The organism is Pseudarthrobacter sp. P1 (assembly GCF_050156935.1).
Classification (GTDB): domain Bacteria; phylum Actinomycetota; class Actinomycetes; order Actinomycetales; family Micrococcaceae; genus Specibacter.
Map to the genome: position 1 here is coordinate 2,643,787 of NZ_CP189584.1, position 18,802 is coordinate 2,662,588.

General features: G+C 67.1%; 21 protein-coding genes and 1 riboswitch. Of the genes, 10 read left to right on the forward strand and 11 right to left on the reverse strand.

Features of this window, described 5'->3' with window-relative positions; genetic code table 11:
* Window positions 1–3 precede the first annotated feature (3 nt).
* Both ACQCSX_RS12435 and cls read right to left on the reverse strand, forming a co-directional pair.
* The gene (locus ACQCSX_RS12435; protein ID WP_427015627.1) at window positions 4–489 is read right to left on the reverse strand and encodes an Lrp/AsnC family transcriptional regulator; all 486 of its coding nucleotides are present in this window, start codon (window positions 487–489) and stop codon (window positions 4–6) included.
* An 18-nt stretch (window positions 490–507) separates the two neighbouring features.
* Complete coding sequence (gene cls, locus ACQCSX_RS12440) at window positions 508–1,986, reverse strand: cardiolipin synthase (protein WP_427015628.1); 1,479 nt, start codon at window positions 1,984–1,986, stop codon at window positions 508–510.
* Between the two features lie 113 nt (window positions 1,987–2,099).
* On the opposite strand from cls, the gene ACQCSX_RS12445 reads away from it, so the two are divergent.
* A complete protein-coding gene (locus ACQCSX_RS12445) occupies window positions 2,100–3,023 on the forward strand; it encodes an aminodeoxychorismate lyase (RefSeq protein ID WP_427015629.1) in 924 nt (307 codons plus the stop codon).
* Window positions 3,024–3,036: 13 nt separating this feature from the next.
* On the opposite strand, the gene ACQCSX_RS12450 is transcribed toward ACQCSX_RS12445, so the two are convergent.
* A complete protein-coding gene (locus tag ACQCSX_RS12450; protein ID WP_427015630.1) occupies window positions 3,037–3,684 on the reverse strand; it encodes a Pr6Pr family membrane protein in 648 nt (215 codons plus the stop codon).
* A gap of 98 nt (window positions 3,685–3,782) precedes the next feature.
* Window positions 3,783–3,905, forward strand: a riboswitch (SAM riboswitch).
* A 69-nt stretch (window positions 3,906–3,974) separates the two neighbouring features.
* On the opposite strand from ACQCSX_RS12450, the gene ACQCSX_RS12455 reads away from it, so the two are divergent.
* From ACQCSX_RS12455 to ACQCSX_RS12465, 3 genes are read left to right on the forward strand one after another with little or no spacing between them, the layout of a single operon-like run.
* Window positions 3,975–4,223, forward strand: a complete 249-nt coding sequence (locus ACQCSX_RS12455; protein ID WP_427015631.1) for a DUF1737 domain-containing protein — start codon at window positions 3,975–3,977, stop codon at window positions 4,221–4,223.
* Complete coding sequence (locus ACQCSX_RS12460) at window positions 4,220–4,612, forward strand: rhodanese-like domain-containing protein (protein WP_427015632.1); 393 nt, start codon at window positions 4,220–4,222, stop codon at window positions 4,610–4,612. Before ACQCSX_RS12455 ends, ACQCSX_RS12460 begins: the two co-directional genes overlap by 4 nt.
* Window positions 4,613–4,634: 22 nt before the next feature.
* Entirely contained in the window at window positions 4,635–5,846 is a 1,212-nt protein-coding gene (locus ACQCSX_RS12465) for an O-succinylhomoserine sulfhydrylase (RefSeq protein ID WP_427015633.1), read from the forward strand.
* Window positions 5,847–5,928: 82 nt separating this feature from the next.
* On the opposite strand, the gene ACQCSX_RS12470 is transcribed toward ACQCSX_RS12465, so the two are convergent.
* Window positions 5,929–7,461 carry a UDP-N-acetylglucosamine 1-carboxyvinyltransferase gene (locus ACQCSX_RS12470; protein WP_427015634.1) on the reverse strand — a complete coding sequence of 511 codons (1,533 nt, stop codon included), beginning with the start codon at window positions 7,459–7,461 and terminating at the stop codon, window positions 5,929–5,931.
* A gap of 281 nt (window positions 7,462–7,742) precedes the next feature.
* On the opposite strand from ACQCSX_RS12470, the gene ACQCSX_RS12475 reads away from it, so the two are divergent.
* A complete protein-coding gene (locus tag ACQCSX_RS12475) occupies window positions 7,743–8,780 on the forward strand; it encodes a LacI family DNA-binding transcriptional regulator (RefSeq protein ID WP_427015635.1) in 1,038 nt (345 codons plus the stop codon).
* On the opposite strand, the gene ACQCSX_RS12480 is transcribed toward ACQCSX_RS12475, so the two are convergent.
* The gene (locus tag ACQCSX_RS12480; protein WP_427015636.1) at window positions 8,777–10,048 is read right to left on the reverse strand and encodes an amidohydrolase family protein; all 1,272 of its coding nucleotides are present in this window, start codon (window positions 10,046–10,048) and stop codon (window positions 8,777–8,779) included. The two genes, ACQCSX_RS12475 and ACQCSX_RS12480, sit on opposite strands and share 4 nt — an antisense overlap.
* Window positions 10,049–10,119: 71 nt before the next feature.
* Between ACQCSX_RS12480 and ACQCSX_RS12485 the strand changes: the two genes are divergently transcribed.
* From ACQCSX_RS12485 to ACQCSX_RS12505, 5 genes are all read left to right on the forward strand, one after another.
* The gene (locus ACQCSX_RS12485) at window positions 10,120–10,845 is read left to right on the forward strand and encodes an SDR family NAD(P)-dependent oxidoreductase (RefSeq protein ID WP_427015637.1); all 726 of its coding nucleotides are present in this window, start codon (window positions 10,120–10,122) and stop codon (window positions 10,843–10,845) included.
* A gap of 41 nt (window positions 10,846–10,886) precedes the next feature.
* Entirely contained in the window at window positions 10,887–11,912 is a 1,026-nt protein-coding gene (locus ACQCSX_RS12490) for a thiamine pyrophosphate-dependent dehydrogenase E1 component subunit alpha (RefSeq protein ID WP_427015638.1), read from the forward strand.
* Window positions 11,909–12,919 (forward strand): alpha-ketoacid dehydrogenase subunit beta, encoded by a 1,011-nt coding sequence (locus tag ACQCSX_RS12495; RefSeq protein ID WP_427015639.1) that lies wholly within the window; start codon window positions 11,909–11,911, stop codon window positions 12,917–12,919. The genes ACQCSX_RS12490 and ACQCSX_RS12495 overlap by 4 nt, the downstream gene beginning before the upstream one ends.
* An 11-nt stretch (window positions 12,920–12,930) precedes the next feature.
* Window positions 12,931–13,203, forward strand: coding sequence for a biotin/lipoyl-containing protein (locus ACQCSX_RS12500; RefSeq protein WP_427015640.1), 273 nt, complete (start codon window positions 12,931–12,933; stop codon window positions 13,201–13,203).
* Window positions 13,204–13,319: 116 nt separating this feature from the next.
* Entirely contained in the window at window positions 13,320–14,069 is a 750-nt protein-coding gene (locus ACQCSX_RS12505; protein ID WP_427015641.1) for a FadR/GntR family transcriptional regulator, read from the forward strand.
* A 176-nt stretch (window positions 14,070–14,245) separates the two neighbouring features.
* On the opposite strand, the gene ACQCSX_RS12510 is transcribed toward ACQCSX_RS12505, so the two are convergent.
* From ACQCSX_RS12510 to ACQCSX_RS12535, 6 genes are all read right to left on the reverse strand, one after another.
* Window positions 14,246–14,482, reverse strand: coding sequence for a type II toxin-antitoxin system prevent-host-death family antitoxin (locus ACQCSX_RS12510; RefSeq protein WP_427019040.1), 237 nt, complete (start codon window positions 14,480–14,482; stop codon window positions 14,246–14,248).
* 160 nt (window positions 14,483–14,642) lie between these two features.
* Window positions 14,643–14,942: a YciI family protein gene (locus ACQCSX_RS12515; protein WP_427015642.1), complete on the reverse strand. Its 300-nt coding sequence runs from the start codon at window positions 14,940–14,942 to the stop codon at window positions 14,643–14,645.
* A 2-nt stretch (window positions 14,943–14,944) separates the two neighbouring features.
* Entirely contained in the window at window positions 14,945–15,685 is a 741-nt protein-coding gene (locus ACQCSX_RS12520) for an SDR family NAD(P)-dependent oxidoreductase (protein ID WP_427015643.1), read from the reverse strand.
* Complete coding sequence (locus tag ACQCSX_RS12525; protein WP_427015644.1) at window positions 15,682–16,524, reverse strand: TIM barrel protein; 843 nt, start codon at window positions 16,522–16,524, stop codon at window positions 15,682–15,684. Before ACQCSX_RS12525 ends, ACQCSX_RS12520 begins: the two co-directional genes overlap by 4 nt.
* Entirely contained in the window at window positions 16,521–17,888 is a 1,368-nt protein-coding gene (locus tag ACQCSX_RS12530) for a dihydroorotase (RefSeq protein ID WP_427015645.1), read from the reverse strand. The genes ACQCSX_RS12525 and ACQCSX_RS12530 overlap by 4 nt, the downstream gene beginning before the upstream one ends.
* Window positions 17,878–18,777: a dipicolinate synthase subunit DpsA gene (locus tag ACQCSX_RS12535; protein WP_427015646.1), complete on the reverse strand. Its 900-nt coding sequence runs from the start codon at window positions 18,775–18,777 to the stop codon at window positions 17,878–17,880. Before ACQCSX_RS12535 ends, ACQCSX_RS12530 begins: the two co-directional genes overlap by 11 nt.
* Window positions 18,778–18,802: the final 25 nt, after the last annotated feature.

Sequence of the window (18,802 nt, forward strand, 5' to 3'; positions counted from 1 at the left end):
CGGTCAGAGCCGTTCATCAACTTCCTCGGCCGCGGCGTGCAGCAGCGGCAGGCAGCGGTTCTGGACATGGGTCGAGAGGACTATCACGCTCGACGTCCGGGCCACGCCCGGGGCCTGCGCCAGCGCGTCCAGCACCCGCTGCAGGTCGGTGGTGGACTTGGCCACGATCTTCACCAGGATGTCGCTGGCCCCGGACACCGTGTGCATCTCCAGGATCTCCGGGATGGCCTCCATCGAGGCGAAAACCGTCTCGTGCCCTGTGCCCTGGGTGATCTCGATGGAGCAGAACGTGATCACCGGGTAGCCGAACGCGGCCGGGTTGACCTGCGGCACGATGCCGGTGATGACCCCACCGCGGTGCAGCCGGTCCAGCCGGCCCTGCACGGTGGCCCGGGCAACCTTCAGCCGGCGCGAGCACTCCAGCACGCCGATGCCGGGCTCCTCGGTGAAGATGTCAATGATGGCGGCATCGAGCCGGTCGATCTGCATGCCCCCATTATGTGCCAGCTATTGCAGCGTGGCCGTCAGCCGGGCGACGTTGTCCACGTAGCGGGCGATGATGGGCCGGTCCAGCCACTCCTGGAGCATCAGCTCCCGCGACGTGGCCCGGTACCTGTCCTCGACGTCGTGCATCCGCTGCACAATGTCCTTGCCCAGCATCATCACCGTCACCTCAAGGTTCAGCGAGAAGCTGCGCATGTCCATGTTGGAGGAGCCGATCACCGCCACGTCCTCGTCCACGGTGAAGTGCTTGGCGTGCAGCACCTTGGGCTTGGCATAGAGGAAGATCCGCACGCCGGCGCGCAGCAGCGCCTCGTAGTAGGAGCGCTGGGCGTGGTGCACCAGGAACTGGTCGCCGGATTCGCAGACGAACAGCTCCACCAGCACGCCGCGCTGGGCCGCCGTCGTGATCGCGTAGAGCAGGGAATCGTCCGGCACAAAGTAGGGGCTGGAGATGGTGATGCGGTGCTGGGCCGAGTACAGCAGGGTGTTGAACAGGCGCAGGTTGTTTTCGGTGACAAAGCCCGGGCCGCTGGGCACCACCTGGCACACCACCGCACCCGGCAGCGTGTCCCAGTGGTGCGAGGCCAGCTGGGACTCGAGCGCATCCTCCGTCTCGGAGGACCAGTCGGTGGCGAACATGACGTTCAGCGTGCCCACGATCGGCCCCTCGAGCCGGGCCATCAGCTCCACCCAGGTCCGCCCGGCCCGCTGGTGCTTCTTGTTCCGGTAGGAGGGTTCGACGACGTTCTGCGAACCGGTGAAGCCCACGCGCCCGTCCACCACCAGGATCTTGCGGTGGTTGCGCAGGTCTGGGCGGCGCCACTGGCCCTTGACCGGCAGCAGCGGCAGCATCCGCCGCCAGTGGATCTGGCTGCGCTTGAACCGGCGCAGCATGGCCCCGTAGCCGGGCACGCGCAGCGAGCCGATGTGGTCGAAGAGCACGCGGACGCGCACACCGCGTTCGGCCGCGGCCTCCAGTTCGCGGAACAGGTTCTCCGTGGCGAAGTCCGAGCTCATGATGTAGAACTCGGCGTTGACGTAGTCCGTGGCCCCCCGGACGGCCTCGGCCATGGCGTCCAGGGACTCCTGGTAGCCGCCGATGAGCTCCACCTTGTTGCCCTCCAGCGAGGGGAAGGAGCCCAGCCGCCGGTTCAGCCCCACCGCGGAGTTGATCCATTCCGGGCCGTCGTACGGTGGGGTCTGCAGGGCAATCTCGCGGGTAGCGGCCAGAACGCGCTGGTTGACCTCCGCCTGGTAATCGCGGCGGCGGCGGGACAGCCGGAAGTTGCCGAACATCAAGAACAGCACCAGGCCGATGGAGGGCAGGAAGAAGATGCACAGCAGCCAGGCCATGGCCGTGGTGGGCCGCCTGTTTCCGGGGATGACGCCCAGCACGATCAGCCGGATCACCATGTCCGAGATGTACAGCAGCAGGGAGAACCACGTGGCCGTGGAATCCCACGGCAGGCCGGGAAACAACACTGCAATCCCCCTTCTGCACGGTGCCGGTCGACTGTCCCAGCCTATCCGGTGGCGGGCCCGGGCCGGGGAGGCGTCCGTTCCGGCCGCCGGCGGAGCCGCACTAAGCTGGCTGCATGACTGTTTTGGTGTTCCTGGATCCCGCCTTCCCCGCCGGCCGGCTGGCCGACGCCACCGCCCCGGCGCTGCTGGCCACGGACCAGGGCGCCACGCGCGGCGACGGGATCTTTGAATCGCTGCTGGCCATCGACGCCAAGCCGCGCAAGGTGGCGGCGCATCTGGACCGGCTGGCGTCCTCGGCCAGGGTCATGGGGCTGGACATCCCGGCGCCGGACGCCTGGTTGCGGGCCATCGGGACCGCACTGGACGCCTTCGCGGCGGCGCGCGCGGACTCCGCGGCCGGCTCCGCGGCCGGCCCGGACGAGGTGGTGGTCAAACTGATCGCCACCCGCGGCGACGAGGGCGCCAACTCCCCCACCGCCTGGGTACAGGCCTCCGCGCCGTCGCCCGCGGCCAGGGCCCAGCGCGAAAAGGGGCTGGACGTGCTGCTGCTGGACCGCGGCTACGATTCCGCCGTGGCCGAGCGCGCACCGTGGCTGCTGCTGGGCGCCAAGACCCTCTCCTACGCCGTGAACATGGCCGCGCTGCGGTATGCGCACGCCCAGGGCGCCGACGACGTGATCTTCACCAGCACCGACGGCCGCGTGCTGGAGGGCCCGACGTCCTCGGTCCTGCTCGCGCACATCAGCGACGACGGCGGGCTGCCGGTCAAGCGCCTGATCACCCCCGCCCAGGACAGCGGCATCCTGCCCGGCACCACCCAGGGCGCACTGTTCGCCGCGGCCCGGGCGGCCGGCTGGGAACTGGGCTACGGACCGGTGGTGCCGGCGGACCTGATGGACGCCGACGCCGTCTGGCTGATTTCCAGCATCCGGCTGCTGGCACCGGTGAACCGGATCGACGGCACCGAGGTGGGCACGGCCGCGGTCCGCGCGCAGCTGACGGCCGAGCTCTCGGCCCTGCTGGCCGGCACCGAATAGCACCAGGCCGGGCCTAGGCCGGCTGCAGTGCCGGCGACCCGGTGCGCACCAGCGGGCGCAGCTTGTTGGCGGCCACGGCCAGGACCACGCTGACGGCGAGGAACGCCACGGTGATGCCCAGGCAGGTTGCCGCCACCGGGCCATAGCCGCCGGAGGTGTCGGGGTTCAGGAACGGGTAGGCGTACCAATTGATGGCCGCACCGCGGATGAGCGAGTAGGCCAGGTACAGCACCGGCGGGAGCAGCCAGACCCACAGCCGTGAGTACGCCATCGGCCGCTGCGGGGGCTGGACGAGCCAGTCCAGCACAATGACCACCGGCATGACGTAGTGCAGCACCGTGTTGATCCACGGCAGCAGCGACCCCAGGTCCACCTCGCGCAGCAGGGCACTGAAGACGATGCCCACCAGGGCCATGCACACCACCGAGGACCCGCGGATGATGTCCCCGGTGCGGGTGCCCTCCTTGCCGGTGATCAGGTGGGCCGCGGCAACAAGGAGCACCACGGCGGCAAAGAGGTTGGACAAATTGGTGAAGTAGCTGAAGAAGTTCACCACGTCGTAGCCATTGCCCAGATGGATCACCAGTTGGGTCCCCACCGCAACCAGCGTCAGCACGCCGAAGAACAACCGGGCAACAATAAGAACGATTCTCGGACTCATGGTCCATATCCTGCCATTGGGCCCCGCGTTCTTCATGCAATGCCACATTCGGCGGCACGTTTGCCCGCAGCGCCGGCCCGTATGCTACTTTTTCCCTGAGTAATGAGTGCCAGCGCCAAGCCCTGACTTGCTGGCCGGCAACCCTCTGTTCCAGCGGGGTGCCTTAGGTGAATACTCGGCAATACCTAGTGATATACGGCCAAGGTTTGCAAGTGTGGACGCCCCTGGTGCAGCCTCTTTTTGGCTACCCTCCCCGCTTGCGCTCCCGCCGCTTGCAATCGAGGAGAACCATGTCTGACCACGAAGCCCCGCTCGCCTACCGGCTGATCACCGGACCCGACGACCACGCATTCTGTGTGCGCATTTCCGACGCCCTGGCCGAGGGGTACATCCTCCATGGCAGTCCGTCCGTGACGTTCAACGGCACCACCGTGGTGGCCGCCCAGGCCGTTGTCCTGCCGCACGCCGTCGCCGCCTCCGATGCCGCCGTCGCCAACGCCGTCCAGGACCTGGAGTACGACGGCGAGGGCCACGCGTGAGCTACGCGGGCGACCTCGCCCCGGCGGAGGCCTGGGCCAAGGTGGAATCCGGGGCCCTGCTGGTGGATGTGCGCACCGAGGGCGAATGGGCGCACATCGGCGTCCCGGACACCACCTCGCTGAGCGTTGAGCCGCTGTTCATCCAGTGGAACCTCGCCGGCGGCACGCCCAACGCCGCCTTCGTGGACCAGCTCACCGCCGCCGCACCGGCCGGTGCCGAGCTGGTGTTCCTGTGCCGCTCCGGCGTCCGGTCCATCGCCGCCGCCGAGGCCGCCACGGCCGCCGGCTTCACCTCGTACAACGTGCTCGAAGGCTTTGAGGGCGAGCCCGACGCCTACGGCGACCGGGTGCTAAATGGCTGGAAAAATCGCCACCTGCCCTGGAAATAGCACCCACGCTTTAAGGATTTCAATGAGCAATTTCAACCCCAACGCCGCAGGCTGGGCCCCCGACACGCAGTCCGTGCGCGGCGGACTGGACCGCACCAACTTCCAGGAAACCTCCGAGGCCCTGTTCCTGAACTCCGGCTTTGTCTACGAATCGGCCGAGGCTGCCGAACAGGCCTTCACCGGCGAGGCGGACCGCTTTGTCTACTCCCGCTACGGCAACCCCACGGTGGCCACGTTCCAGGAGCGGCTGCGCCTGCTCGAGGGGACCGAGGCCTGTTTCGCGACGGCGTCGGGCATGTCCGCCGTCTTCACCGCCCTGGGCGCGCTGCTGGCCGCGGGCGACCGCGTGGTGGCCTCCCGCTCCCTCTTTGGCTCCTGCTTTGTCATCCTGAACGAGATCCTGCCGCGCTGGGGCGTGGAGACAGTCTTCGTGGACGGGCCGGACCTGGACCAGTGGCGCGAGGCGCTGTCGGTGCCCACCACCGCCGTGTTCTTCGAATCCCCCTCCAACCCGATGCAGGAGATCGTGGACATCCGCGCCGTGTGCGATCTGGCCCATGCGGCCGGCGCCACGGTGGTGGCCGACAACGTCTTCGCCACCCCTCTGCTGCAGAAGTGCGGGGATCTGGGCGCGGACGTGATTGTCTACTCCGGCACCAAGCACATCGACGGCCAGGGCCGCGTGATGGGTGGCGCCATCCTGGGCACCAAGGAGTTCATCGACGGACCCGTCAAGAACCTGATGCGCCACACCGGGCCGTCGCTGTCCTCCTTCAACGCCTGGGTGCTGACCAAGGGGCTGGAGACCATGGGCCTGCGCGTGGCGCACTCCTCGGCCAATGCCCTGGCGCTGGCCGCGTTCCTGGAACAGCAGCCGGCCATCAACTGGGTGAAGTACCCGCTGCTGCCCTCGCACCCGCAGTTCGAGCTGGCCAAGGCGCAGATGAAGGCCGGCGGCACCGTGCTGACCTTCGAGCTGGCGACGCCGGCCAACGGCACCGCCAAGGACGCCGCGTTCGCGCTGCTGAATGCGCTGAACATCGTGGACATTTCCAACAACCTGGGCGATGCCAAGTCGCTGATCACCCACCCGGCCACCACCACGCACCGCGCGATGGGCCCGGAGGGCCGTGCGGCCATCGGCCTGACCGACGGCGTGCTGCGCCTCTCGGTGGGGTTGGAGGACCTGGAGGACCTGACGAAGGACCTGGCCCAGGCCCTCTCCGCCATCTAACGCCGTCGTCCGCAAACAACTGTGGTGCGGTAGGTGCTCTTATGACGCCTCATAAGAGCACCTACCGCACCACAGTTTTCGGTCAGTCCTGGAAGTACTCGATCTCGGCGCCGATGGTGTTCAGGCGCTCGGCGAGGTCCTCGTAGCCGCGCTCGATCACGTAGATGTTGCGCAGTTCCGAGGTGCCCTTGGCGGCCAGCATGGCCAGCAGGATGCACGCGGCCGGGCGCAGGGCCGGCGGGCAGCCGATCTCCGCGGCGCGCCAGGCGACGGGGCCGGTGATGTCGATGCGGTGCGGGTCCAGCAGGCGCACGCGCCCGCCGAGGCGGTTGAGCTCCGTCAGGTAGATGGCGCGGTTCTCGTAGACCCAGTCGTGGATCAGCGTGGTGCCCTCGGCCATGGAAGCGATGACGGCGAAGAAGGGCAGGTTGTCGATGTTCAGCCCGGGGAAGGGCATCGGGTGGATCTTGTCCGTGGCGGCCTTGAGCGTGGACGCCAGCGTGGTGATGTCCACCAGGCGGGTGTGGCCGTTGTGCGCGCGGTACTCGGCGGACTTGATGTACTTGAAGCCCATCTGCTCGAGGACCTTGAGCTCGATCTCCATGAACTCGATCGGCACCCGCTTGATGGTGACCTGGCTCTTGGTGACGATGCCGGCGGTGATCAGACTCATGGCCTCGATCGGGTCCTCCGACGGGGAGTACTCGATGTCGACGTCGATCCGGGACTGGCCCTTGATGGTCAGCGTGGTGCTGCCGATGCCCTCGACCGTGACGCCCAGGCCCTGCAGGTAGAAGCAGAGGTCCTGGACCATGTAGTTGGGGCTGGCATTGCGGATCACGGTGGTGCCCTCGCGGTGCGCGGCGGCCATGATGGCGTTCTCCGTGACGGTGTCCCCGCGCTCGGTCAGCACAAAGGTGCGGTCGCGGCTGTCGCTCTCCGGGGCCTGCACGCCGTAGAACCCGGCGTGCGCCGTGACGTCCAGGCCGAACTCGCGCAGCGCCTGCATGTGCGGCTCCACGGTGCGGGTGCCCAGGTCGCATCCACCGGCGTACGGGATGCGGTAGCTGGTGGACTCGTCCAGCAGCGGACCGAGCAGCATGATGACGCTGCGGGTGCGGCGGGCGGCCTCCACATCCATGGAATCCAAGTCCAGCACGGCGGGGCGGCGGATCTGCAGGTCGTTGGCGTTGAGCCAGGTGCACTCGACGCCGATGGAGGTCAGCAGCTCCACGATGCGGTTGACCTCCTCGATCCGGGCCAGCCGGCGCAGCGTGGTGGTGCCGCGGTTGATCAGGGAGGCGCAGAGCAGGGCGACGCCGGCATTCTTGGAGGAGTTGACGTCCACGCTGCCGGAGAGTTCGCGGCCGCCGACGACGCGCAGGTGGGTGACCCGGTTCTTGGCCTTGCCGCCAACATTGACGATGCTGCGGCCAAAGATGCTCTCCATCCGCTGGATCATCTTCAGGCTCAGGTTTTGCTTGCCCAGTTCCATGCGGGCGACGGCGCTCTGGCTGGTGCCCAGCTCCGCTGCGAGCCGCCCTTGCGTCCAACCCTTGTCCGAACGCGCGTCCCGGACCAGGACTCCTACGGTTTCTGCAGCCTCTTGAGTCATAGGCACATTTATATCATGGAAAGCATATTTGACCGCAAAATGTGTGGCGCGTCGCTATTATTCGGTAAATTATGCGCAAATTACTCGCATTGTGCGATATTTGCCCGACCGGTGCGCAGCCATGGAGTGGACGAGGCGCCCCCAGGAACCGCCGTCGCTGCTTAACTATATGCCCGCGGGCCCACGCACCCTGCCACGCCGCGGCCGGTGCCCGCGGCCGGCCCGACCATGCCAAACCGCGGTGCGGTACGCTGTCCTCACACGTTTTAGGAGGCGCAGTGGTGCGAAAAGCGACATCGGCCGATGTGGCCCGCAGGGCAGGTGTATCCCGCAGTGCCGTGAGCTTTGTGCTCAACGGCCGCGCGGACGGCAACATCGCCAAGGACAAGCAGGCGCTGATCCTGGCCGCGGCCCGCGAGCTGGACTACACGCCCAACGCCGTCGCCCGCTCGCTGCAGAGCCAGCGCACCCACACCATCGGCGTCGTCACGGACTCCATTGCCTCCAGCCCCTATGCCGGCAAGCTGCTCAAGGGTGCCACGGATGCCGCCCTGGCCCGCGGCTACCTGCTGCTGGTGATCGACACCCACCAGGACGCCAGCCGCGAGGCCGCGGCCTTCACGGCGCTGCGCGACCGGCAGGTGGATGCGCTGATGTTCGCCGCCATGAGCCTGCGCAGCTACGATCCGCCGGCCCAGCTGGCCGCCGGTCCGGCCGTGCTGGCCAACAGCTTTGACCCCTCCGGCGCCCTGCGCGGAGTGGTCCCCGATGAGGTCAGCGGCGGGCGCAGCGCGGCCGGCGTGTTGATCGAGGCCGGCCACCGGGACATCGCCTACCTCTGCGGCACCCCGGAGATGGTGGCCACGGGGCGCCGGTTGGAGGGCTTCCTCCAGGCGGTCGCCGCCGCCGGGCTGCCCCCGGCCACGGTGCAGACGGCCGGCTGGGAAATCAACGAGGGGTACGACGCCGCCATGGACCTGCTGCGCGCGCCCGGCGGCGGGGTGCGCGCGGACCGCCCCACCGGCATCGCCTGCGCCAACGACCGCGTGGCCGTGGGCGTGATCATTGCCTGCGGGCAGCTGGGCCTGCGGGTTCCCGAGGACCTGAGCATCCTGGGCTACGACGACGACGAACCGCTGGCCGCCACGTGCGTGCCGGGGCTGACCACCGTGGCCCTGCCGCACCGCGAGATGGGCGAGCACGCGATCACCCTGCTGCTGGACGCCGTCGACGGCGGGCCCGCCCCTGCCGGCGGACCCACCACCATGCTCCCCTGTCCCGTGGTCACCCGTGGTTCGGTTGCCGGGCCGGCCTTCTAGCCAAACCGGGGATTCAAGGTGGTCGTGACCTCCGTTTTGGCCACCACCTGCCCGCCCTTGAAGACGATGCGCTGCGAGGCGCCGGAGGCCACGGCTTCCTCCAGCGAGGCCGCGTGGATGGCCATCAAATCCGCCGGATACTGCGGTGCGATGCGGACCGCGGGCAAGCCCATGGCCGCGCGGGCATGGGTGGACACGCACTCGTAGGCGGTCCCCACCAAAAGATGCCCGGCCGAAACCAGCAATGAGGCGGTTTCCATCGCATCTATCCGGCCCATGGGGTTGAACGGATCCCGCCAGTTGTCCCCACCTGCTGCCACAGTCACCCCTGCGGACATGAGGTCCTCGACGGCGGTCAGGCCGCGCGGCTTCCGCGTGCTGCTGTCCCGTCCCTGCAGGAAAAGGTTTGTCTGGGGCAGGGCGACGACGGCGATCCCGGCCTCGGCGATGAGCCGGGCAGCATCTCGGACCACGGCCGAATCCTGCATGCCCAGGCTGACACAGTGCGACGCCGTGACGGGGCGGTCAAAACCGGAGCCGACCACCTTCTCCGCAAGCCGCCGCAGGACAAACGTGCCCTCATCGGTGGTTTCATCAATGTGCACATCGATGCCACGCCCAAAGTCATTGGCGATCGCGAAGAGCTCGGCCAGGGAGGCATCCGGGTCGCCTTCCAGCGACGGGACGCCGCCCACAAAATCGGCCCCCAGGTCCATGCTGGCGACCATGGCCGCCCTGTTTCCCCTCCCCTCGCTGCCGCCCACGTCGCCGGCGAGCGCCACGATTTGCACGTCAATGACGTCTTTCAGTTGTTCGCGGAGTGCCACCAGGGCCCGGATGCCCGCCGTCCCGATCTCTTCCCGGCAGTCGACATGGGTGCGGACGGCGGTGAACCCGTGGGTGAGCGCTTCCCCCAACGCCTTCAGGCCGCGCCGGCCGATATCGTCCCCTGTCATGGAGGGATACGCCTCGATGATGGCGGTGATCGCACCGGCCAGATCCCCCGAGACATTGGTGACGCGGCCGCCCAGGAGGGCCTTGTCCAGGTGGGCGTGCGGCTCCACCGGGGCCGGCAGCAACACGTAGCCGTTGAGGTCAAGCTCCTGCGCACCGGCGCCCGGAGCGACGGCGGGGTCCCCCGACACCTCACTGCCGGCGAGCGGAACAACCCGTTCAATCAGGCCATTCCTCAGATGGACATCCGCGCGTCCACCGTCCGCAAGGGTCGCCGAGCGTAGGACAAAGGTATTCTCAAAAACACTGGTCATACCACTACTGTAACTGGCATGATGTAATACATGTCACAGCCAATGATGCACAATTCCGAAGGGAGGTCCTCATGAGGGGACTAGCCGATCGCCGTGTACTGATTACGGGAGCAGCAGGGGGAATCGGTGCGGCCATTGCGCGCCGGTTGAGCGAAGAGGGGGCGGTTGTTGCCGTCACAGACCTCTTCGAGCCGGAGCTGGGCATCAAGGTGGGCTATGCCGGCAAGGCGGACATCTGCAGCTCGGCGGACATGGCACGGCTTGTCGGCGAGGTGAACGCCGCGATGGGTGGAATCGACGCCGTGGTCGCCGTCGCGGGCATCCAGGCTTCGGGCCCCACCCATGAACTGCCGGAGGAGACCTTCCGGAAGGTGCTGGACGTCAATGTGCTCGGGACGTTTCTGACCACGCAGGCGGTGATACCGCAAATGCTCCAACAGGGCTCGGGCACCATCCTGACGTTCGGCTCCACGGCGGCGGTGTGCGGCGCCCCCGAATTGGCCTCCTACGCGGCGGCAAAGGGCGCCATCCTGCAGTACACGCGCTCCATCGCCGTCGAGTACGCCTCACGGGGAATCCGGGCCAATTGCATCTGCCCCGGCGGGACGATGACACCCCTGCTGCGCCAGTTGAACGCCGAGCGCTCGGCGCCGGACCACTTCGCGGCCAAGCATCCCATCGGCCGCTATGCGGAACCCGACGAGATTGCCGCGGCCGCCGCTTTTCTGATTTCCGATGATGCCTCATTCGTTCTGGGCTCGGCCATGATGGTCGACGGCGGTTTCTCCGCCTCCTAGCCCACCACCGTTTTTCAAATCGTCTTAGGAAGGAAAACAGCATGACTGATGCTCTGACAAGGACAACTGCGCGAACAGCTGCCGGGACCACCCTGGCCGAGGGGCTGGAGTTGTTCCGCAAGATGAACCTGATCCGCCGCTTTGAAGAACGCGCCGCACGGCTGCGGGCCGCCGGCTTCATCCCCGGATTCCTGCATCCGTGCAGCGGCCAGGAGGCGGTCGCTGTTGGCGTCTCCGCCGCCCTGCGCAAGGACGATGTGCTGACCTCCAACCACCGCGGCCACGGCCACCTGCTGGGCCGCGGCGCCGATCCGGCGCGAATGTATGCGGAGCTGTTCGCCCGCTCCACGGGGTGCAACGCTGGCAAGGGCGGCTCGCTGCACATGATCGACGCCGATCTGGGCTTCCTCGGTGCCAATGGCATCGTCGGCGGCGGGATCCCCTTGGCCACGGGTGCGGCCCTGCAGTTGAAGCGCCGCGGCAGCGAGGCCGTGGCCGTGACGTACTTTGGCGATGGAGCCTCCAATGAGGGAGCCTTCCACGAGTCATTGAACCTCGCGGCGCTGTGGAAGCTGCCCGTGCTTTTTGTCTGCGAGAACAACCTCTACGGTGAATTCACCCGCCAGAGCGAGCACATGGTCCTGGACAATGTGGCCGACCGGGCCGCCGCCTACGGCCTCCCCGGCGTGGTTGTTGACGGCAATGACGTGCTGGCCGTCAAGAAGGTGGCCGAGGAGGCCGCAGACCGGGCGCGCAGCGGCGCAGGCCCGACCCTGATCGAGGCAAAGACCTACCGGCACAAGGGCCACTTCGAGGGCGACATGGCCCGCTACCGCCCCAAGGAGGAAGTGGAGGCCTGGCTGAAACGCGACCCGCTGCTGCTCTTCCCCGAGGTCCTCCGGGACGAACTGGGCGCCACCGATGCCGAGCTCGACGGCGTCCGGGAGTCCGTGGAGACGCAGCTGGACCGCGACATCGAATGGGCCAAGGAACAGCCGCACCCCACCCCGGAGGACGCGCTCCGCCACGTATACGTCGATTCCCACAACGGAAAGGCCCTCCGATGACCAACTTCACCTTTGCAGACGGCATCCGCCAGGCGATCGCCGAGGAAATGGACCGCGACCCGGCGGTCTTCGTGATCGGCGAGGACGTCGGCGAATCCGGCGGCGTCTTCGGTGTCACCAAGGGCCTGTGGGACCGCTTCGGCCCGGACCGGCTCTGGGACTCCCCCATCAGCGAGGAGGCCATCGTCGGCGCCGCCGTCGGGGCCGCCCTCGTGGGCGGGCGTCCGATCGCCGAAATCATGTTCAGCGACTTTTCGATGCTGGCCATGGACATGATCGTCAACCAGGCGGCCAAGACGCACTACATGACCGGCGGAAAGCTCAGCTCGCCGCTGGTGGTGCGGATGATCACGGGCACCAACGGATCCACCGGGGCCCAGCATTCGCAGAGCCTGGAATCGTGGTTCACCCACGTGCCGGGGCTCAAGGTGGTGGCGCCGTCGACGCCGGAGGACGCCAAGGGGCTGCTGAAGAGCGCCATCCGCGACCCCGATCCCGTGATGTTCTTTGAACACAAGGGCCTGTACACGGGCCGCGGCGGACCTGCCGGCGACGTCGTCGAGGTTGAGCCGATCCCCTTCGGCGTGGGCCGGATCCACCGCGAGGGCACCGATGTCACGGTGGTGTCCTACCTGAAGACAAAGGAGTACGCGATGGCCGCGGCCGAGGCCTTGGCCGAGGAAGGCATCTCCTGTGAGGTCTTCGACCCGCGGACACTGGTCCCCTTCGACTACGAGGGGCTGCGGGCGTCGCTGGAAAAGACGGGCCGGCTGCTCATCGCCCACGAGGCACCCGCCCGGGGCGGCTTCGGAGCGGAGATTGCCGCCTGGGCCGCCGAGAACTGCCACGATGTGCTGCGCTCCCCCGTGATGCGGGTGGGTGGGCACAACACGCCCATTCCCTATGCACCGGTCATGGAGCAGTTTGTCCTGCCGATGACCGAGCGCATTGCGGATTCAATCAGAACCCTTGTCAACAACCCGTCCCGTCAGCTGCAGTCACTCTAAGGAGGAAATAAATGGCAACCGAATACCCGCTGCCCAAATGGGGAGTCACCATGGAATCAGGAACCGTCGCGGAATGGAATGTCAGTGTCGGCGACATTGTCACGGAGGGCCAGGTGCTGGCGAGCATCGACACCGACAAGATCACAGTTGAGCTTGAGGCCCCGGTTCCCGGGGTTGTGGCGGCCCTGCTTGCCGGCGAGGGCGACGACGTCGAGGTAGGGGCCTCGATCATCACGATCGCGGCAGATCAACAGGACTACGATAGCTATCGAGCAAATCTGTAGCCCAGTCGGCATTGGAACATGCGGCGCACCGACTGGGTTGGACTTCTTCGCAGCACGTGTTCGACACAGGCGAAACAGCTGTTATCGCTCGTCAATTGCACAGATTGGAATTAGTCATGAATGAAAAGGGAGCGGTCGAAACCGAGTCCTCCTTCGTCGCAGTTGCACGGATTAGCCCCACCCAACAGGTAAGGGACCAACTCCTGGCTGCGATCCGCCGCAACGAATTCCCGCCCGGAACGCTGCTGCCTTCGGAACGGAAACTTTGCGAGGCGTTTGGCGTCAGCCGCGTCAGCATCCGCGAAGCGCTGGCCGGGCTGGAGGCCACAGGGCTCATTGAGATCCAGCATGGCAAGGGCGCACTGGTCCGCCAGGGCATCACCGGTGCATATGCCGGTCCCTTTGGGCTCTACCTGGAAATGCACCGCGATGAGCTCAGCGAGTTGCTGCGGGTTCGTGGAGCGTTGGATGGACTGGCCGCCGAATTGGCGGCGAACAACGGCGGTGCGGATGCTCTGACACTCATCCAGGGTGCCCATGATTCGTTCTCGGATGCGGCCAAGACGGCCTCCGATCCCGCCGAGCTTGCGGTGCTGGACGTTGCCTTCCACCGGTCCATCGCGTTGGCCTCCGGTGGAAGCCTGCTGCCGGACCTGCTGGCGGACCTGAACGGTGTGCTCACCGAATCCCGGGACATTCTGTTCTCCCAGGAGGGGCAGCTGCCCATCTCGGTGGCAGGCCACCAGCTGATCCTTGACGCCATCCTGGCCCACGACGGCGCCGCGGCGCATGAAGCGGCCGTGGGCCATGTGATGGGCATGCTCAAGTGGGTGGATGGTTTCCGCAGCGCGGGAATCAGCAGCTAGGGGGTCGTTCTCCGCAGAAGAAGGGCCCGTCACACTGGACGGGCCCTTCATCTGCGCCGGAATGCCTCTGCCGAACCGCTGCACCTGTTATTGGTAGACATGGCGCCGATGGGCCACCCGGACGACGGCGATCATGAGCAAGTCGTCTACGACGTCGTACAACACGCGGCAGGAACTCACGCGCCAGGCTCGGCGCGCAGCTCATCCAGGCTGACGCGGCCACCATCGTCCTCGGCCTTGGCGGCGCGGTATTCGGCCACGTCCCGCATCATTTCCAGCTGCTCCAGCAGCTCCAAGTCCTCCGGTCCGATCAACACGGCGGCGGGCTTGCCGTTCTTGGTGATCTGCACCCGCTCGTGCCCGTAGCTGGCCCGCCCCACGGCGTCGGCCAAGCCGTCGCCGAGGGCGCGGATGGTAACGGATGGTAACGGATGAGGTAATCGTGTTCATGGTTCCATGGTTGCCGTTGTATACACAATGGCAATAGATAACTAAGCGTACAAAATGCCGATGGTGGAGATTGCTTCTGCCAGGGCGCCGTGGGAACACTACTACTTCTTCCGAAGGACCCGCTTATGCGGCTTCCCTGCTGCCGTTGAGGAACTTGGCCCAGAACCGGTGCACGGTGATCGAGGCGAAGACGCCGGCCGTGGTGAAAGGATCCTCGTCGATGAACCGCCGGGCTTCGCGCTCATCGGCGGCCTCGACGACATAGAGCTGCCCCGTGCGCTCCACGCCGTCCTCGGCCAGGAGCGGGCCGCTCATGACAATGCGCGCCTGCAGCCCATCGACGTAGTCCCGATGGGCTTCAAGCACGCTGGCCCGCGCCTGGCCGGAATCCGGCGTGTCCAGGCAGTGGATGGCATAGAGCATGCTCAGGCGGACACCGCCGCATCAATGGCGATTTCCGACCCGGAAATGTAGCTGCTGGCGTTCGAGGCCAGGAACAGCACCAGCTGGGCCACGTCGTCGGGCTGGCCCACTTTGCCGGAGGGGATGGTGGCGGCCAGCCGGTCCAGCATGGCCGCGCCCCCTTCGATCATGGGGGTGTTGATGACGCCGGGGCAGATGGCATTGACGCGGATGCCGAACGGCGCCAGCTCATGCGCGGCGGCGCGGGACATGCCGCGCACCGCCCACTTGCTGGCCGCATAGGCGTGCGGCATGCCGCCGCCCACCAGTCCGGCCGTGGAGCAGGTGTTGATGATCGAGCCGCTGCCCTGTTCCTTCATCAGCGGGGCGAAAAAGTGCATCCCCAGGAACACGCCCGTCTGGTTGATGTCCACCACCCTGCGGAATTCCTCCGGTGTGGTGTCCAGCAGACCCTTCTGGAGCCAGACGCCGGCATTGTTGACCAGAATGTCCAGCCGGCCGTAGCCCTCCCGCACCGAGGCCACCAGTTCCTCCCATGCGGCGGCATCCGTGACGTCCAGAGCGTGGAATTGGGCCAGATCGGCGCCAATCTCCGCCGCGATGGCGGCCCCCTCCGAGCCCGGCAGGTCCACCAGCACCACGCGTGCCCCGTTGCGGGCGAGCAGTCTGGCCTCCGCCTCGCCCTGGCCGCCCCGGGATCCGGCGCCGGTAATGACAGCGATCTTTCCCGCCACTGCACTCATGCCTCTACCTGCTCTCGTTGGCCGCAGCAGGCGGCCGGGAAGAATTCCTCGATCCGCCGCACCGCGGTGTCTGGGTTTCCATCGCTGGGGACCACCTCAAAGGTCAGGGTCCCACGCCATTCGTGCTCGTCAAGGACTCCCCGCAGATAGGCGAAGTCGATCTCCCCCACGCCGGGTTCGTGCCGGCCCGGAACCCCCGCAACGTCCACCCGCGCCAAATATGGCAGTGCAGCGATGAGGTGTTCGGCCAGCCGTCCGGTGCCGAGCTGCTGGTGGAAGGCGTCAAAGACCACCCGTACATTGGGATGGTCCACGTCCCGCGCCACGTCGATGACGGACTGGGCGCCGGTCCACAGGTACCCCGGCAGGTGGACATCGTTCAGGTGCTCCAAGACGAGCACCACCCCGGCCTCCGCGGCCAGCGGCGCCAGTTCGGAGACGGCATCGACGCACGCCGCGTGCAGCACGGCGGGAGGAAGGTTGGGGCTGGGCACCACGATGCCGCCGGGGCGGATCGCGTTGGAGAACAGGTGCAGCTGCCGCGCCCCGACCCGCACGGCGCAGGCCAGGGATTCCTTGACCTCGTTGATGAAGGCGGTCCGCTGGGCGGGGTCGCAGGCGGAGAAGGCCCGGTTTCCGAAGAAGCCGTTGATGCCAATGCCCGCCTCCGCCGCGGCGCGGGCGATTTCGTCGATCTCCACGGTGCGCCAGTCCCACAGGTCGACCAGGTCGAACCCTGCGGCCGCCGCCGCGCGGACCCGCTCCGGCATCGGCAGCTGGTCCCACATGAAGTGGATCGACACCGAGCGCAGCATGCGGGGTTCTGCCACGGCAGTCACAGGGACACCATGGCCCGTTCGGATTCCGGAACGGTGACGCAGCGGCCGCGGCCGTAGGGAACCACTGCCTCCTGCGCCGCGTCAAAGACCACCTCGCCGCGGGAAACCGTCATCACGGGCCAGCCGCGCAGGTTCCAGCCCTCGTACAGGCAGGTTCCCTTGCCGTCGTGCTCGACAACGCGCTCCTCATCCAGGTCAACCACCACCAGGTCGGCGTCGGAGCCGACGGCGAGCGCCCCCTTCTGGGGGTACAGGCCAAAGCGCTTGGCCGGGTTGTAGGAGTTCAGTTCAACCAGCCGGGACAGGGACATGCCGCGCTCATGGACGCCGAAGTGCAGCATGAGCGAGAGCTCCCACGGGAAACTCACGACCCCCGGCTTTTCCTTCCAGAGATCCCCGCCGTTCTTTTCGAACGGGACATGGTCGGTGCCCAGGGTGCCGACGCCGCCGCCCAGCACGCCCTCCCACAGGCCCTCCAGCTGCTCGCGGTCGCGCAGCGGCGGGGAGATCTTGGCCGTGGCCGTCAGGTCCGGGTCGTAGGCGGTCCGCGTCAGGTAGTGCGGGCACGTCTCAACCGTCACGTCGACGCCGCGCGCACGCGCCTCGCTCGCCATGACCGGCCCCTTGGCGGCGGTGGTGTGGACGATGTACAGCGGGCAGCCGGTGATCTCGGAGAAGCGGATCATCCGCGCAATGGCCTCCTCTTCGACGAAGACGGGGCGCGATTCCGTGTACGCCGCGAGGTCCTGGCGCCCGGTGGCGACCATGTCCTTCTTCAGCAGCTGGACCAGCTCGGTGTTCTCGCAGTGCACGGAGACCACGCCGTTGGGCAGTTTGGCGGCTTCCCGCATGGCACCAAAGATCCAGGAATCGGTGGAGGAGACGATGCCGATCGGGTTCCCGGGCTCGTAGCCCATGTGGCATTTGAACGATTGCACGCCCGTGACCCGCGCGATTTCCGCGATCTCGCCGACGTGCTCCTCGCGCTGGATGCCGAAGTGGAAGCCAAAATCGACGACGGCGTTCGACTCGCCCCGCTCCCGGCGGTCCTTGTAGAAGGGAATGTAGGAACCGTCCATATTGCGGATGAACAGCAGGATGGTGGTCACCCCGCCGCGGGCGGCGGCGGCCGTTTCGGTGCGCATATCGTCGTCGTACCCGTAGTTGACGCCCAGGTGGCAGTGCGGGTCGATGACCCCGGGCATGACGACCTTCCCGCCGACGTCGACGGTCCGCACCGCGTCGTCAAAGGCGGCAGCGTCGCCGATGGCTGCAATGCGGCCATCCTTGATGGCTACGGCACCAAACTGTTCACCCGCGTGGTCGACCAGCCGTGCATTCTTCAGAACCAAATCAAACTTCATAGCCCTTTGACCTTTCGATGTCTGCGATCCGCCGTACGATGCCGCTCCACTGGCTGGCCCCCACTGTAACCGGTGCCCGGCGGCCCAGGCCGCGTGCCCACACCGCGGTGTGTCCCAGGCGGCGGGCGGCTTCCAGATCGATCCCGCCGGGCGGGGCGGACAGGTCCATCACCAGCGACTTGGGCGGCAACAGCGCCAGCGTTGCGGCGTCGACCACTGAGGTTGGCACCGTGGAAAACAGCATGGAGACCTTCGGTGCGATGTCGTGGATGTCCTCCAGCGGGTGCGGAATGCAGCCGGCGGCGAGCGCATCGGCGCGCTGCACCGGATTGCGTGCCGCCAGATGGACCCGTGCCCCCAGCAGGACGAGCGTGCGGGCCAGGATCCGCCCGATGTTGCCGTGTCCGACGACGAGGACGTCGCTGTTGTGGATGGTGGTGTCCGTGTTGGCAATGATCTGCCCCAGCGCGCCCTCCACAATGGCCGGTGCCCGCAGCAGCATCAGTTCGACGTCGTGCTCGTATTCGCTGAAGCCGATGCCATGGGTGCCCGCGGCCGCCTTCAGCGCCTCATTGGGCCAGCCGAGGATGATCGTGGCCCCGGGGGCCATCACGGACAGCAATGCCTCGTCGGGAATGATCGGCTCCAGCGACTCAGGCGCGAACAGCGTCCCATCCAGCGCCTGTCCGGGGATGGGGAAGAGCGCGTAGTCCGCGCCATTGAGGGCCTCCTTGGCCGAGGCCGCCAGATCCACCCCGGCAATCCCACCCTCGGGCCAGGGGAAGCCGTAGGCGCTGACCGCCGCCCCCGTGGTGGCGGCGAGCCGGGCAATTTCCGCCTCCCTTTCATCCCCGCCGACGACTGCTATCTTCCGGTTCACGAGCTGCATTCACTTCCTGCTTTCTAACCACATG

Bases quoted from the DNA above. Each gene is read 5' to 3' on its own strand.
- ACQCSX_RS12435 (WP_427015627.1), bottom strand. From the start codon at position 489: ATGCAGATCGACCGGCTCGATGCCGCCATCATTGACATCTTCACCGAG.
- ACQCSX_RS12445 (WP_427015629.1), top strand. From the start codon at position 2,100: ATGACTGTTTTGGTGTTCCTGGATCCCGCCTTCCCCGCCGGCCGGCTG.
- ACQCSX_RS12450 (WP_427015630.1), bottom strand. From the start codon at position 3,684: ATGAGTCCGAGAATCGTTCTTATTGTTGCCCGGTTGTTCTTCGGCGTG.
- ACQCSX_RS12455 (WP_427015631.1), top strand. From the start codon at position 3,975: ATGTCTGACCACGAAGCCCCGCTCGCCTACCGGCTGATCACCGGACCC.
- ACQCSX_RS12465 (WP_427015633.1), top strand. From the start codon at position 4,635: ATGAGCAATTTCAACCCCAACGCCGCAGGCTGGGCCCCCGACACGCAG.
- ACQCSX_RS12470 (WP_427015634.1), bottom strand. From the start codon at position 7,461: ATGACTCAAGAGGCTGCAGAAACCGTAGGAGTCCTGGTCCGGGACGCG.
- ACQCSX_RS12480 (WP_427015636.1), bottom strand. From the start codon at position 10,048: ATGACCAGTGTTTTTGAGAATACCTTTGTCCTACGCTCGGCGACCCTT.
- ACQCSX_RS12485 (WP_427015637.1), top strand. From the start codon at position 10,120: ATGAGGGGACTAGCCGATCGCCGTGTACTGATTACGGGAGCAGCAGGG.
- ACQCSX_RS12490 (WP_427015638.1), top strand. From the start codon at position 10,887: ATGACTGATGCTCTGACAAGGACAACTGCGCGAACAGCTGCCGGGACC.
- ACQCSX_RS12495 (WP_427015639.1), top strand. From the start codon at position 11,909: ATGACCAACTTCACCTTTGCAGACGGCATCCGCCAGGCGATCGCCGAG.
- ACQCSX_RS12500 (WP_427015640.1), top strand. From the start codon at position 12,931: ATGGCAACCGAATACCCGCTGCCCAAATGGGGAGTCACCATGGAATCA.
- ACQCSX_RS12505 (WP_427015641.1), top strand. From the start codon at position 13,320: ATGAATGAAAAGGGAGCGGTCGAAACCGAGTCCTCCTTCGTCGCAGTT.
- ACQCSX_RS12515 (WP_427015642.1), bottom strand. From the start codon at position 14,942: ATGCTCTATGCCATCCACTGCCTGGACACGCCGGATTCCGGCCAGGCG.
- ACQCSX_RS12520 (WP_427015643.1), bottom strand. From the start codon at position 15,685: ATGAGTGCAGTGGCGGGAAAGATCGCTGTCATTACCGGCGCCGGATCC.
- ACQCSX_RS12530 (WP_427015645.1), bottom strand. From the start codon at position 17,888: ATGAAGTTTGATTTGGTTCTGAAGAATGCACGGCTGGTCGACCACGCG.
- ACQCSX_RS12535 (WP_427015646.1), bottom strand. From the start codon at position 18,777: ATGCAGCTCGTGAACCGGAAGATAGCAGTCGTCGGCGGGGATGAAAGG.